This window comes from Mucilaginibacter sp. SMC90 (assembly GCF_022811725.1).
Lineage (GTDB): Bacteria > Bacteroidota > Bacteroidia > Sphingobacteriales > Sphingobacteriaceae > Mucilaginibacter.
Map to the genome: position 1 here is coordinate 6,534,059 of NZ_CP094527.1, position 14,818 is coordinate 6,548,876.

The window sequence follows — 14,818 nt, forward strand, 5'->3', positions numbered from 1 at the left end:
GAAAATACGTTGATTTGAAAATTTGATAATGTCAAAGCATATTCATTTTCAAATTAACCAATCTTCAAATTTTCAAATCAGATCATTTCACCTTCTCGTCTTCGATTTTTAACTCAACAACATTAGTGCCTTTGCCGGCATCTTTCAGCGTAATGGCAACCCTGAACTCACCTTTATCGGTATTTAAGATATAAACACCAAAATGGTAGTTGCCTCCCGAGTTTACTTTGTGCAGGAGTTTTATGCCCTGGGGTTTATTTTTAGCAAAAAATTTATCCAATATAACTGCAGCCTGGGTTTGCGAGTAAACATTCTCCTCCTCCATCATGGTTATCTCCACGTTATTGGCAAATAGCTTGGATAGCTCTTTGGTGTTACCGGCCTTTAAAAGATTAGCTACGTTATCTAACACATCGGCATATGAAGCGTATGGGATCAGCAATAACAAAATAAACGATGGCAAGTATTTCAATTTCATACTATAATAACGTACTAATGGGTGCTAAAGTTACAGGGACGACTAACAGGTTAGTTGATTTTATATAAGATGAAAAGGTATTTCAAAATCTTATACAATACATATTAACACGCAAGTCGCACTTTTATTTCAGGCTGCTAACCTAAATTAAAAAATTATATATAAAGTACCCCGTTGCCTTTATATTTGCATTGTGGAAAACAAAAAAAAACTCGCATTAATAATACTTGATGGCTGGGGTTACGGCCGCAACGATCAATCAAACGCTATAGTGGCTGCCAATACTCCTTTTGTTGATGGCTTGCTTAAGCAATATCCAAATTCAAAACTTGAAGCTTCAGGAATAGCAGTGGGCTTACCTGCGGGGCAAATGGGCAACTCAGAGGTTGGCCATATGAACCTTGGTGCCGGCCGCGTGGTTTACCAGGAACTTGGCCGCATTCATAAAGCGGTTGATGACAATGAGCTGCCAACCATCCCCGTATTGAAAGATGCCTTTGAATACGCAAAACAAAACAATAAAGATGTACACTTCATCGGTTTAGTATCTGATGGTGGTGTGCACTCGCACATCAGGCATGTAAAAGGCCTTTGCGACGCTGCTAAGCAACTGGATGTTAACAATGTGTATATCCATGCCTTTTTAGACGGCCGCGATACCGACCCTAAATCGGGTTTAGGTTTCATTACTGATCTGGAAGAGCATATTGCCGGTACCGGCGCTAAAATAGCTTCGGCTATCGGTCGTTATTACGCTATGGATCGTGATAACCGCTGGGAGCGCGTTAAACTGGCTTACGATTTGTTAGTTAACGGCCTTGGCACCCCAACTCAAAATGTTACCGACCTTATCAAGCACTCATACCTTGAGGATGTTACTGATGAGTTTGTAAAACCGATAGTTGCTGTTGACGGCGAAGGAAAACCGCTGGCAGTTATTAAAGACGGCGATGTGGTGATCTGCTTTAACTTCCGTACCGACAGGGGCCGTGAGATTAGTATTGCCCTAACGCAAAAGTCGTTCCCCGAATATAACATGCACCCGCTTAATGTCCGTTACATCACCATGACGCCATATGATGAAACGTTTAAGAATGTACAGGTTGTTTTCAACAAGGAAGATCTGACCAAAACCCTCGGCGAGATCCTGCAAAATGCCGGGAAATCACAGATCAGGATTGCGGAAACTGAAAAATACCCTCACGTAACCTTCTTCTTTTCGGGCGGCAGGGAAAAAGAGTTTGCCAACGAGAAAAGGTTATTAGTACCATCGCCAAAAGTTGCTACTTACGATTTACAGCCCGAAATGAGCGCTGCCGGCATCCGCGATGCTATCATTCCTGAATTGGAAACCGGCTGGCCTGATTTTGTTTGCCTTAACTTTGCCAATACCGATATGGTTGGCCATACCGGCGTTTTCAGCGCAGTAGTTAAAGCAGCCGAAACTGCCGATAGCTGTACCAAAGCTGTTGTTGAAGCAGGTTTAGCCAACGGCTATTCGTTCATTATCCTGGCAGATCATGGTAATGCTGATTATATGATCAACGAGGATGGATCGCCAAATACGGCACATACTACCAACCTGGTGCCATGTATTGTGATTGATAAGGATGTTAAAGAGGTAAAAGACGGAAAACTGGGCGATGTGGCGCCAACAATATTAAGTATATTAGGTGTTGCCATACCTCCCGAAATGACTGGTAATGTATTGGTTTAATCCAAAAAGCATAAGCAAAGCCGCCCTGTTGGGCGGCTTTTTATTGTTAATAGCAAATTTATATTCATGCAGGCCCGATAACCGTCAAAGCGGTGCAAAGCTGGTTTATTTTGACCTGAAAGCATTTTTCCGGGCCGACTCAGCGCGCCTTACCAAATTAAATCCGGCTGTTGTTAAAACAGTTACCCATAACGGCGTTACCGAAACCAAAACGGTACATATCGGCAACTGGAACCAGGAGCTTAATTTATTTATCCAATCAGACATTAACCGCCCGGCCTGGAAAAACAGTTATATAGTTAGCACCAGCGATAGCGCTATTGTTTACAGGGCGCGCACACCTGAACTTAAAACCCGCCGCATTATTATTAAAAAAGCCGGTGATAAAGTGGAATGGATCCTGATCTATAACCACACCAAAAACCTGTTGTACGAAACAAACGAAAAGCTAAGCTATTTTCCCGATTCGCTTTACCTGATCCAAAAAACACAACATGTAAAACTGATGGGGCGCAATGATTACAAAGTGCAGGGAACTTTGCCGAAACGTTAAGAGAAAAAAATAAGTGAATTTTAATGCTGTTTCACCAGCGTGTTAACGCCGGTAGTAGCCTGGATGAGTTTTTCTCTTGACTGATCGATCAGTGCGGAAATATCCATGCGGCTTGGATTGTCGGCAAGTACTTTTTCCAGATCGGTAATAGAAGCCTTTAACGAATTTATACCTCTGGCTTTATCATAAAAACGCGAAGTTGCCTGCAGTTTAAAAACGCCATAATCACGATAGGCTATACCACGGTTTTGATAGTACTTGTTATCCCTTAGGTCGCTATTTATGGAAATGGCCTTTGTAAGGTCAACAATAGCCCCCAACAAATATAATTCCTTATCTGCCGCCGACGCCTGATTGTCTCGTCCGAGATAGCTTTTTGCCCTTGCCCTGTAATAATACGCAGTGGCATCAGCAGGCTTTACGGCAATTACCTTGGTGTATGCTAATATCGATTTCTTGTAATTATCGCTATGATAATATGAATACCCCAACATCCACATAGCGTTGGCATTGGTTGAATCAGTTATGCATGCCTTTTCCAGGTGTGACACAGCCGAACGGAAATCGCCGTCCATGAGTGCCTGCTGGCCAAGCCGCACATATGCATTTTGCGCTATAGCCGACTCAAGCGAAGACATGATCAGAAGGGGCAGGATAACTGATAACTTCATTAACGGATTACTGGTAAAACAAAAATGGTATTATATTAACTATCAATGCATCAAATTATTATGCCATATTACAGTTTTGTGAAAAAAATTTTCACATGTGCATATAAATTGTGAACAGCGATACTATGACTTTTTTTCATCTTTATCAATAAAATCTCATTTATTTGTATTACTTGCCATAAATTTGTAACAAACATATAACCAACACGTTAAACCAACGAATTGCTTATTGCCATTTATTGGCATAACTTGGCACAGCTCTTGAACCATAGTAAGGTGCGATTTGATAATCGCAATTTAACCTGCAATTGGCGCAAATGCTTTTTTGCAGGCTGACAACATGGCGTTTTATTCTATAAAATATAATTAATGAATTTCGATCCGTTTGATTTTAAAAATGCTTTACCGGTTATAAATGAGGATTCAGAATTTTTCCCGTTAATGTCATCGGAAGATGAGGAGGAGATGAATAATGAGGAACTTCCCGATGTAATGCCTATTTTACCCCTGCGCAACACCGTGCTTTTTCCAGGTGTTGTGATCCCTATTACTGTGGGCAGGGATAAATCAATAAAACTAATCCGCGATGCCAATAAAGGCAGCCGCATGATTGGAGTGGTTTCGCAACAGGATGTGGGTATTGAAGACCCTACTTTTAGCCAGCTTAATAAAGTTGGCACCATAGCACTCATCATAAAAATGCTGCAAATGCCCGATGGTAACACCACCGTTATCATACAGGGTAAAAAACGCTTTTATTTAAAAGAAGAAGTACAAAGCGAACCTTATATAAAAGCTACTGTTGAGCCGTTTCATGAGATAAAAGGCAAGGAAGATAAGGAATTTAAAGCCATGGTATCATCCATTAAGGATATGGCCATGAGCATCATCCAGCTTTCTCCAAACATCCCAAGCGAAGCAGGTATTGCTATCCGCAATATCGAAAGTACATCATTTCTGATCAACTTCATATCATCAAATATGAATGCTGATATGACGGCCAAACAGCACCTGCTTGAAATTGCCAACCTGCGCGAACGTGCTAACCTGGTATTAGAACATTTAACGCTCGACCTGCAAATGCTTGAGCTGAAAAACCAGATCCAGACCAAAGTACGCGTTGACCTTGATAAACAACAACGTGACTACTTCCTTAATCAGCAGCTCAAAACTATACAGGAAGAACTGGGCGGTAACACACCCGATCTGGAAATTGAAAGCCTGCGCCAGCGTAGCTTGAAAAAGAAATGGGCAAAAGAAATCAAAGACCATTTCAACAAAGAACTTGAAAAACTAAGCCGCACCAACCCTGCAGCGGCCGACTACTCTGTACAGATCAATTATCTTGAACTGTTGCTTGATTTGCCATGGAACGAGTTTACCAAAGACAACTTTGACCTTAAGCGTGCGCAAAGGATCCTTGATAAAGATCACTTTGGTTTAGATAAGGTGAAACAGCGTATTATCGAATACCTGGCCGTGCTGAAGTTAAAGCACGACATGAAAGCGCCTATCCTTTGTTTGGTAGGCCCTCCGGGAGTTGGTAAAACGTCTCTTGGTAAATCGATAGCCAAAGCGTTAGGCCGTAAATATGTACGTATGGCATTAGGCGGCATCCGCGATGAGGCAGAGATCCGTGGCCACCGCAAAACCTATATCGGTGCTATGCCGGGCCGTATTATCCAGTCGATAAAAAAAGCCGGCGCATCAAACCCGGTATTTATTTTGGATGAAATAGATAAGGTAGGCAACGATTTCAGGGGCGATCCGTCATCAGCCCTGCTTGAAGTGCTCGACCCTGAGCAAAACGGTACTTTTTATGATCACTACGTGGAGATGGATTATGATCTTTCAAACGTGATGTTCATAGCAACCGCCAACTCCCTGAGCACTATTCAGCCCGCTTTGTTAGACAGGATGGAGATCATTGAGGTGAACGGTTATACCATTGAAGAAAAAATTGAGATAGCCAAACAGCACCTTGTGCCCAAACAGCGTGAAGCTCATGGCTTAAAAATAAAAGATATAAGCCTTAAAGCTGATGTGCTTGAAAAGGTAATAGTTGATTACACCCGCGAATCGGGTGTACGTTCACTGGAGAAAAAAATAGGCTCGGTTGTACGCGGCGTAGCTAAAAACATCGCCATGGAAGAACCCTACAACAGCGCTGTGAGCAAAAAAGATATTGAAAAGATATTGGGCGCCCCTATTTTTGATAAAGATCTTTATGAGGGTAACGACGTTGCCGGCGTTGTAACAGGCTTGGCCTGGACTTCGGTAGGCGGCGATATCTTGTTCATTGAAGCAAGTTTAAGTCCCGGAAAAGGCCGCTTAACGCTAACAGGCAGCCTTGGCGATGTAATGAAAGAGTCGGTTACCATTGCACTCGCTTACCTGCGGGCGCACGCTGCCGATTTTGATATCAACCCCAAGCTGTTTGACCAATGGGATGTACACGTACACGTACCGGCAGGTGCCACCCCAAAGGATGGCCCATCGGCAGGTGTTACCATGCTTACGGCGTTAGTATCGGCATTTACGCAGCGTAAAGTAAAACCTAACCTGGCCATGACCGGCGAGATCACGCTGCGTGGTCGCGTGTTGCCTGTAGGTGGTATAAAGGAGAAGATCCTGGCTGCCAAACGTGCCAACATCAAGGAGATCATCCTATGTAAATCAAACCAAAAGGATATTCTGGAAATTAAAGAAGACTATATAAAAGATCTTAGCTTCCATTATGTTACCGATATGAAAGATGTAATAACTATGGCACTGCTTAACGAAAAAGTTAAAAAGCCAATTGATCTTACCGTTAAGGAAGATGAAAAACCGGTGATTAACTAATCTATTATTTTACCCAAACAACGAAGCTTTACAGTATACTGTGAAGCTTTGTTGTTTTAAAGGAAATAAAGAAAAAGGGAGGGAAAGTGCGATTCCCCTCTTGAGAGGCTACTGTGTGTATACATCTTTTTAATTTTAGCATTAATAAAAAAATGTCATTTCGACGAACCAAGGGTAGGGGTTTGTGCATCGGAGGTGAGGAGAAATCTTCTACGCTCTGCTTTTACAGGTATAATTGTAGAGTCCGATGTAGAAGATTTCTCTTTCGCTCCACCTCTCAGCCCCCCCTGCTCTATCGAAATGACATTTTTTTATAAGATGTGTACACACAGTAGCTTGAGAGGGGTGGAGGGGAGTGTTTCTGCTTCAATAATCCAATAGTGTAAACACACCCCTGCTACCGCTCTTTCCAACCGCGCCCCCTCTCAAGAGGGGAATTAAAAGCTGCAGTCCTGTTAATTTATAACTCCTTTATTTGCATTGGGTTTTTTATATATTAGCGCACATATACTATTTAAACCCCCAATGCCTAATAAACTATTTTTAACACTGGTATGCCTGTTTAGCGCTACCTGTTTATTTGCACAAACCCGCGGTCACGAATTTGGTATCCAATCTGATAATGATTCTTTTCTTGGTCAGGGATCAGACAGGTATTACACCAATGGCATTTTCTTTTATTACCGAAAAGCCCTAACGGTAAAACCATCAGAAAATGACCTCCAGAATAAAGTTTTAGGATTTGAATTGGGGCAAAAAATGTTTAACCCCCAATCAGGCTATGTTCGGGGGCCATTTGATATCGACAGGCCTTTTGCTGCTTATACTTATTTAGGTTCAACACTTAACTTCCTGTATAAAAACGAAAGCAACCTCAAACTCGGGGCTCAATTGGGTGTTGTTGGCCCTGCAGCAGGCGGTGAACCTGTACAAAAACTTATCCATAATACATTTGGTTTTTATCAGCTTAACGGCTGGCAATACCAGATCAAAAATGATGTGGAACTAAACCTCTCGGCCGAATATAATAAATTGCTGGCCCGCGCTTCCTGGATAGACCTGAACTTTAGCTCATATGCTAACCTGGGCAACGGCTTTACCGGTGCAGGTGCCGGAGGCTTCGTGCGCATAGGTAACTTTAACCAGTTATTCAACTCTATCAGTACCCAAAGTACCGTATCAACCGGCGGCGAAGAAAAGTTACTACACAAACACGAGATCTTTTTTTACTATAAGCCTTTAGCTAACCTGGTTGGCTATGACGCTACCATACAGGGCAGCTTGTTCCGCAAGCATGACGATCCGAATAGCCTGGAAGTTGTTTCAGAAAAAAAACCATTTATATTTAGTCAGCAAGTTGGCCTTGCCTTTACCACAAGCCGCTTTGCTTTTGATATAGCTGCAGTTTTCCATACTAAAGACGCCAAGGAAATGTTCCGCTCGCATCAATGGGGATCAATTACCGGTTTTTATAGGTTTAAATAGAGAGATCAGAGGTTGGGGTTAGAGATTAGGAGAATTGCTACTTGAACCATCATGTCATTGCAAGCGCAGCGTGGCAATCGCATGCTATACAGGGCGGCTTAGCTTCCGTGCAATTGCCACGCTGCGCTCGCAATGACATAGTTTTAGTTAGTCTCCCCCTAATCACTAATATTAAATCTCTTCCCTCTCCCCTCCTTCTTCGCCGATTGTATTTTTTTACTATCCAGTCTTGCCGCCTTTGCAGCTTTGCTCACTTTGGTTGGCTTCCGTATTTTAGGTTTTTGGAGTGATTTTGTTAACAGGGATATCAGCCGCTCAACAGCTTTTTCTTTATTAAGATATTGACTCCGCTCTTCATCGCATATCACCTGTACATATCCATCTTTGTTAAGCCTGTTTTGTAGTTTATCAGTTAGCAGCAACTTTTCCTCGTCGGTAAATAATGCCGATGCGCCTATCGAAAACAACAATTCAACCTTGCTCGAAACCTTGTTTACATTTTGACCGCCCTTTCCTCCGCTTCTTGATGTTTTATAGTTCGTTTCTTTTTGCAGATCGGCTTTGGTAAAATTCATTCTCAAAAATAAGCGTAATTGGGTTAGCTCCGGCAGGGCATTTGCCGATAATTTGTTAATTTAGCAATTCTATGAACAACAACATCGTAGTAGCCATTGATGGTTATTCTTCATGCGGAAAGAGCACCCTGGCAAAAGCCTTAGCAAAAGAGCTTCATTTTATTTATGTTGATAGCGGTGCCATGTACCGTGCCGTAACCTTATATTTTTTAAGGCACAACATTGATTTTACTAACCATGCCCAGGTAGCAGATGCATTACATAATATTCATCTTAACTTTAAAACGCACAATCATAAAACCTTCATTACATTAAATGAGGAAGATGTATCTGAAGAGATTCGCCAGATGCATGTAGCTGATAAAGTTAGCCCGGTTTCGGCCATTAAAGAGGTACGTGTAGCTATGGTGAGGCAACAGCAGCGCATGGGCCGCTCAAAAAACATTATCATGGATGGCCGGGATATCGGTACCGTTGTGTTTCCGGATGCACAGGTAAAATTGTTCATGACCGCCGATCCAAAGATCCGGGCCGAACGCCGCTACAAAGAATTATTGCCAACCAACCCAAACATTACATTAGAAGAAGTTTTTGATAATCTTGCCCACCGCGACTATCAGGACACCACACGCCAGGAGAGCCCATTAATCCGAGCTCAGGACGCCATAATATTAGATAATACAGATTTGAGCCAGGACGAACAACTCTTGTTTGCCCTGAGCCATATTGAGCCCTTTATTACAGAGTAGTAGTTAGAGATCAGAGGATGGAGATCAGAGATTAGATTTCTTTTCTGAATAAAAAAGCGTCATTAGAAAAAACCTAATGACGCTTTTTTATTCAGAAGGCGTTGATTGTAGATCATAAATCAATTTCCACGTTAATTATTCAGTGTAATCAAAATTCAATAGGTGAAATCCCGGAAAAAAATCAGTGTAATCAACGCAATCAAAAAAATCAACGGTCAAACTTTTCCGCCTTCACTCCAAACCTATTTAAAAAATCTACCCCTTCATCGCTTGCCAGGCCTTTATATTCGGCATATGATTTATCATAGTAAACATGGGTGATCCCGGCCGAATAGATAAGCCTCGCGCAAGGCAGGCACGGCGATAGCGTGGTGTACAACGTAGCGCCTTCAAGTCGTGCCCCATTTTTCACTGCGTAAAGTATTGCATTTTCTTCGGCATGCAGGGCCAGCGAGCAGCTTCCTTTTGAATCACGCGCACAACCAACCCCAGGCCATTCCTCATCGCAGTTATGCGTACCTGCAGGAGGGCCATTATAACCGATAGATATGATCCTGGTATCGCGGGTTAAAACCGCCCCAACATGCGCCTTAACGCAATGCGACCGTTGAGAAAGATCATTGGCCAGGTTCATGAAAATATGATCAAAGCTGGGTTTTGTCATCGGTGATCAGAGGTTAGAGATTGGAGATTAGTTAAAAATTACTATAAAAAGAAAAGAGGTTGAAAATTAAAGGCCTAACCTCTAATCTCCAACCTCCAATCTCATAAAAATATTAATGTCCGCCTTTAACTTCAACATGGTCAAGGTCGATACCCTGGCTGCGAAGTTCACGGCTAACTTTCCATGCAAAATAAGCAAGATAGGCAAAGCCCAGCACTGGTACAACGTATGAGAAATGTATACCACTCATGCCCGGAACAAGACCGGCTGCACCATCAGCAATTTTACCCTGAAGTGGTGGAATGATAGAACCACCCAGGATCATCATAATCAAAAATGCCGAACCCTGGCTGGTATATTTACCCAAACCGGTAATGGCCAGCGAAAATATAGATGGCCACATGATAGAGCAGCATAAACCACCGCTGATAAATGCGAAGGTAGCCACCTTACCTGTAGTAAATAAGCCGGCAAGCATAAACGCCACGCCCAACAAACCAAGTACAGATAACGTACGGGTTGGCTTTTGCTGACCGATAAAGAAAGCCACTACCAGGATAGCTACACAAATTGCATAAGCATACAGGTTACTTACATTAACCCCAGTGGCAGCATTCACTAATAATACAATACCGAAAGCCAGAAAAGGAATTAGTATATATAATATATATTTAACTGATTTTGAAAGGTTGAATGCATCTATAGAACCGGCAAAACGACCAATCATCAAACTACCCCAGTATAAAGAAATATAAGGTGCGATATCAGACTCGGCGAAAGAACCAAATTCAGGAGTTTTTAATAAAGCGCCCATGTTACTTTGAATAGTTACCTCAGTACCTACATAAGTAAATATGGCCAGCATTCCTAATATCAACTGAGGATACTGCATAGCTCCCCAACCTTCTTTGTTCTTTTTGGCCGCGAAAATAGTACCTACCAGCGTAAATACAATTATGGCCAATGAAGCATATACAAAATACTGACTTGGTACGCCTGTAGCCGCGCTGATAGGATCAGCAGCGAGTATTAAACAAAATGCTACAAACATTACCAATAATGGTGTATTTGCTTTTGAGCTTGATTCGATCTTCTCGTCGCTGGTAACTTTTGGTAGTTTTGAAAACCAAAAGAACAAAGCAACTGCAATGAACAAGCCGGCCAGCAAATAATACAGGTTATTAATTGATGATATCTTAACGTCGGCAGCAGCGGTTTTGGCAGTTGCAGAACCAAATAATACCACGCCCACCACTACAGGGCCTAATAAAGCGCCGATGTTATTGATACTCCCCGCAAAATTTAAACGGTTTGAACCAGTTTCTGGCGGACCTAATGCTACAACAAAGGGGTTTGCAGCGGTTTGCTGTAATGAAAAGCCGACGGCTATAATGAAGAAAACAGCCAGGATAAAGCCAAATGCACCTGAAGCCACTGCTGGGATCATGCCCAAAGCGCCAACAGCCGAAATAACAAGGCCTAAGATAATACCGTTTTTGTAACCTAACTTGTTCATAATATCAACCTTGCTTGCCTGTGAAGCAAAGTAAAGTATCAGTGAACCAATGAAATACCCTCCATAAAAAGTAAAGTCAATTAACTGGGATTCGAACTGGGTGAGGTGAAAGTGTTCTTTGCAGAAGGGTATGAAAATACCGTTGGAGGCTGCTAAAAAGCCCCAGAAAAAAAACACGGTAATCAGCGTATACAGGGCTGTACCGTAGTTCTTAGCATCTTTTTGTTCCATTTTTAAAGTAGGTTGTACCGTTTTGATTTTTGAATCTCTAAACATAATTCAATTTTGGTAAAAGTCTCCACTCTTTTTTAAATAAATTAAATCACAATTTTATGTTTCGTTGTTTAAGTGATAAAATTGCATATTCGCAATGTTCAAAAAAGAACAAAGCTCAACTTAATGATAAAAGCCATTGTTTCGGGTATCGGGTTTGGATTAGTACTTACATTTATTACCGGCCCGGTTTTTTTTGCGCTTATTAAAACCAGTATCGAAAAAGGTTTTCATGCAGGTATTTCACTTGCCCTTGGCGTGGTTTGCAGCGATGTGGTTTTCGTAGGAGCAATCCTGTTTGGTTCGCAATATATTGATGTATCTGATCACACCAAAGTTATAGCCGGCGTTGTGGGCAGCGCCATATTATTTGCGCTTGGACTATATTATATGTTCAAGAAAAGCGATATCAACTATGAAAACAAGGTACCGTCAAGTGCAGATCGTTTTGGTTACGTACTTAAAGGCTTCCTGATGTGTATCTTTAACCCTACCCTCCTCTTCCACTGGACGGTAGTGATCGGCGCAGCCAGTACAACATTCCTGGTAGGCACGCCACACAGGTCGTTTCATATCGCTATCATGTTCTTAACCATACTCGTTATTCAGTTCGGTATGGATACCCTTAAAGCTTTTTACGCTAATAAACTACGCGACCGTATTTCGGTTAAATTCATTCACCGCTTAAACGAAGTTGCAGGCATAGCACTTATTATTGCTTCGCTGGTATTGATCGATAAGCTGGTTACGCATTTTGTGTTTGCTGCACCGGTGGGATCGTAATTAATCGAAGGATCTTATCTGCTAAAAATATCTCTAAACTCCTGGCGGGTGCTAAAACTTTCAAATCCAATATTTTTTATACCATTAGCCACAAAGCACCTTTTTAATTCCTTGTAATTACTGTGGTAAAACTCAGAGAGTTTAGCGATCTTTCTATTGCCGTTCATTAAATACAAATACTCGTATTCTTTACCTTTTGAGATCAAAACCGAAATCTTAAACCCCGATATATCATTTATCGCGTAAGTTCTTGCGATTCCGGCACCAGCAAATCTTCTTATAGTAATTTGATCATCTTTAACAATTACAGTTATTGTCTTTGTCCTCGACTCACCAAAGAATATAAAAATCCAAGCAAATACAAAAGGCGAAATATGAACGAAAGGCAATACAAAACCGGAGCGTTTTGATATATCTTCTATGAAAATGAAAACAGATATACCTAAAATTAAAATGGTGCCTATAGCCAATAAATAGGCCGAATATTTGAATTTGGATTTCATCGGTATAAAAATATAAATTAACAAAAAAGGCGATGAAAAATTCATCGCCTCGTATATCATTCCCTCTTAAAGGGGTTAGGTATCTTACATATAAGCTCTTTGGTTTTTACCTTCCATCCAGTTAACAAAGGCGCGGTTAACAACCTTGTTACCACCCGGAGTTGGATAATCACCGCTGAAGTACCAGTCGCCAAGGTTATCAGGACAAGCAATGTGCAGGTTATCTAAGGTTTGATAAATTACCTGTACTTCACAGTTCACATTTTTAGGAGTGATGATCTTTGCAATACGGTCAGAGATCTGCTGGTCGGTAAACATGGAATAAATCTCTTTAACATAGTTTTCAACCTCTTCCTTCGGCAATTTCTGGCTGTCTTTACATTTTTGATAAACGTCCAGTATCACATCTTCCCTGTCCATCTCTTTTAACAAGCTGATAGCAGCTTCAAAAGCAACAAACTCGCCCATGCGCGACATATCGATGCCGTAACAATCAGGATAGCGGATTTGCGGGGCCGATGAAACTACAACCACTTTTTTAGGACCGAGCCTGTCAAGGATTTTCAGGATACTTTGTTTCAGTGTAGTACCACGAACAATAGAGTCATCCAATACCACTAATGTATCGGTGCCTTTTTTGATAAGGCCGTATGTGGTATCATATACGTGGGCAACCATTTCGCTTCGGTCTGCATCCTGGGTTATGAAGGTACGCAGCTTAACATCTTTAATGGCTATCTTCTCAACCCTTGGTGCTATCTGTAATATCTCAGCAATATCTTTTTCAGTGATGTCACTTCCCAGTTCAAGCAGTTTTTCATGCTGATATTTTTTTACATATTTATGCATGCCTTCAACCATGCCATAAAAGGCAACTTCGGCAGTGTTTGGTATGTATGAGAATACGGTATTTTTTATATCGTGATCAACAAAATCTAATATCTGCGGACAAAGCAGGCGGCCTAATTGCTTACGCTCGCGGTAAATAGCTGAGTCGCTGCCGCGTGAAAAGTAGATCCGCTCGAAAGAGCAGGCTTTCTTTTCTTTTGGCTCACTAAACATATCCTCAGTTATCTTACCATTCTTTTTAACGATCAAAGCATGACCCGGGCGAATTTCCCTGATCTCTTCCATCGGTATATTAAATGCGGTTTGAATAGCCGGACGCTCAGATGCAGCAACAACGATCTCGTCATTGTAATAATAAAACGCCGGACGAATACCAACCGGGTCGCGCATTACAAAGGCATCGCCATGGCCAAGGATCCCGGCAATGGTATAACCACCATCCCAGTTTTTGGCTGATTTACGCAGGATCTTGGCAACATCCATATCATTAGCTATAAGCTTGCTGATCTCCCTGTTATCGTCCAATCCCTCGCGCTTGTACTGATCAAACAAACCTTGATTTTCGGTATCAATAAAGTGACCGATTTTTTCAAGTACAGTAACTGTATCAGCTTTTTCTTTTGGATGCTGGCCCAAAGCGTACAGCTGTTGCAGTAACTCATCAACATTGGTCATGTTAAAGTTACCTGCAATAACCAGGTTACGGGTCATCCAGTTGTTTTGCCTCAAAAACGGATGGCAGCTTTCGATGCTGTTTTTGCCGTGGGTACCATAGCGCAGGTGCCCTAACAAAACCTCGCCGGTAAAGCTAACGTGTTCTTTAAGCCATTCGGCATCGGCCAGTTTTTCAGGAGTTTCTTTCTGAATTTCCGCAAATTTCTTTTGGATATATTCAAAAATATCAGCAACAGCATTTGAAGCCATTGAACGGTGACGGCTAATGTATCTTTTGCCCGGTTCAATATCCAGTTTAATGGTAGCAACACCTGCGCCATCCTGGCCGCGGTTGTGTTGTTTTTCCATCAAAAGGTAAAGTTTGTTCAGGCCGTACAGTGCAGTTCCGTACTTTTTCTGATAATAAGATAGTGGCTTTAGTAAGCGGATAAATGCCACACCGCATTCATGTTTAATCTGATCGCTCATGATTCGGAATGAGGC

The 14,818-nt window shown here is 41.8% G+C and carries 13 protein-coding genes; 6 read left to right on the top strand and 7 right to left on the bottom strand.

The features are described from left to right. Nucleotides 1-82: 82 nt before the first annotated feature. A complete protein-coding gene (locus MTO98_RS27110; protein WP_243482117.1) occupies nucleotides 83-478 on the bottom strand; it encodes a DUF4783 domain-containing protein in 396 nt (131 codons plus the stop codon). Between the two features lie 193 nt (nucleotides 479-671). Between MTO98_RS27110 and gpmI the strand changes: the two genes are divergently transcribed. Both gpmI and MTO98_RS27120 read left to right on the top strand, forming a co-directional pair. Continuing rightward, nucleotides 672-2,195: a 2,3-bisphosphoglycerate-independent phosphoglycerate mutase gene (gene gpmI, locus MTO98_RS27115; RefSeq protein ID WP_243482118.1), complete on the top strand. Its 1,524-nt coding sequence runs from the start codon at nucleotides 672-674 to the stop codon at nucleotides 2,193-2,195. Then, on the top strand, nucleotides 2,182-2,748 hold the full coding sequence (locus tag MTO98_RS27120) for a hypothetical protein (protein WP_243482119.1): 567 nt from the start codon (nucleotides 2,182-2,184) through the stop codon (nucleotides 2,746-2,748). The genes gpmI and MTO98_RS27120 overlap by 14 nt, the downstream gene beginning before the upstream one ends. Nucleotides 2,749-2,768: 20 nt before the next feature. Here the strand turns inward: MTO98_RS27120 and MTO98_RS27125 are convergent, their stop codons facing one another. Beyond that, a complete protein-coding gene (locus MTO98_RS27125; protein WP_243482120.1) occupies nucleotides 2,769-3,419 on the bottom strand; it encodes a tetratricopeptide repeat protein in 651 nt (216 codons plus the stop codon). A 369-nt stretch (nucleotides 3,420-3,788) separates the two neighbouring features. On the opposite strand from MTO98_RS27125, the gene lon reads away from it, so the two are divergent. Together lon and MTO98_RS27135 are read left to right on the top strand one after the other, a co-directional pair. Then, nucleotides 3,789-6,263, top strand: a complete 2,475-nt coding sequence (gene lon / locus MTO98_RS27130) for an endopeptidase La (RefSeq protein ID WP_243482121.1) — start codon at nucleotides 3,789-3,791, stop codon at nucleotides 6,261-6,263. A gap of 525 nt (nucleotides 6,264-6,788) precedes the next feature. Continuing rightward, entirely contained in the window at nucleotides 6,789-7,748 is a 960-nt protein-coding gene (locus MTO98_RS27135) for a lipid A deacylase LpxR family protein (protein WP_243482122.1), read from the top strand. Between the two features lie 158 nt (nucleotides 7,749-7,906). On the opposite strand, the gene arfB is transcribed toward MTO98_RS27135, so the two are convergent. After that, entirely contained in the window at nucleotides 7,907-8,323 is a 417-nt protein-coding gene (gene arfB, locus MTO98_RS27140) for an alternative ribosome rescue aminoacyl-tRNA hydrolase ArfB (protein ID WP_243482123.1), read from the bottom strand. A gap of 71 nt (nucleotides 8,324-8,394) precedes the next feature. Between arfB and cmk the strand changes: the two genes are divergently transcribed. Then, nucleotides 8,395-9,072: a (d)CMP kinase gene (gene cmk / locus MTO98_RS27145; protein WP_243482124.1), complete on the top strand. Its 678-nt coding sequence runs from the start codon at nucleotides 8,395-8,397 to the stop codon at nucleotides 9,070-9,072. Between the two features lie 208 nt (nucleotides 9,073-9,280). Here the strand turns inward: cmk and MTO98_RS27150 are convergent, their stop codons facing one another. Together MTO98_RS27150 and MTO98_RS27155 are read right to left on the bottom strand one after the other, a co-directional pair. Beyond that, nucleotides 9,281-9,736 (bottom strand): dCMP deaminase family protein, encoded by a 456-nt coding sequence (locus MTO98_RS27150; RefSeq protein WP_243482125.1) that lies wholly within the window; start codon nucleotides 9,734-9,736, stop codon nucleotides 9,281-9,283. A 112-nt stretch (nucleotides 9,737-9,848) separates the two neighbouring features. Then, complete coding sequence (locus MTO98_RS27155) at nucleotides 9,849-11,528, bottom strand: MFS transporter (protein WP_243482126.1); 1,680 nt, start codon at nucleotides 11,526-11,528, stop codon at nucleotides 9,849-9,851. 123 nt (nucleotides 11,529-11,651) lie between these two features. Between MTO98_RS27155 and MTO98_RS27160 the strand changes: the two genes are divergently transcribed. Next, complete coding sequence (locus tag MTO98_RS27160) at nucleotides 11,652-12,308, top strand: LysE family translocator (protein WP_243482127.1); 657 nt, start codon at nucleotides 11,652-11,654, stop codon at nucleotides 12,306-12,308. 14 nt (nucleotides 12,309-12,322) lie between these two features. Here MTO98_RS27160 and MTO98_RS27165 read toward each other — a convergent pair whose 3' ends face one another. Both MTO98_RS27165 and MTO98_RS27170 read right to left on the bottom strand, forming a co-directional pair. Beyond that, nucleotides 12,323-12,811 (bottom strand): hypothetical protein, encoded by a 489-nt coding sequence (locus MTO98_RS27165; protein WP_243482128.1) that lies wholly within the window; start codon nucleotides 12,809-12,811, stop codon nucleotides 12,323-12,325. Between the two features lie 84 nt (nucleotides 12,812-12,895). Then, nucleotides 12,896-14,803 carry a class II glutamine amidotransferase gene (locus MTO98_RS27170; RefSeq protein ID WP_243482129.1) on the bottom strand — a complete coding sequence of 636 codons (1,908 nt, stop codon included), beginning with the start codon at nucleotides 14,801-14,803 and terminating at the stop codon, nucleotides 12,896-12,898. Between the last annotated feature and the right edge of the window lie 15 nt (nucleotides 14,804-14,818).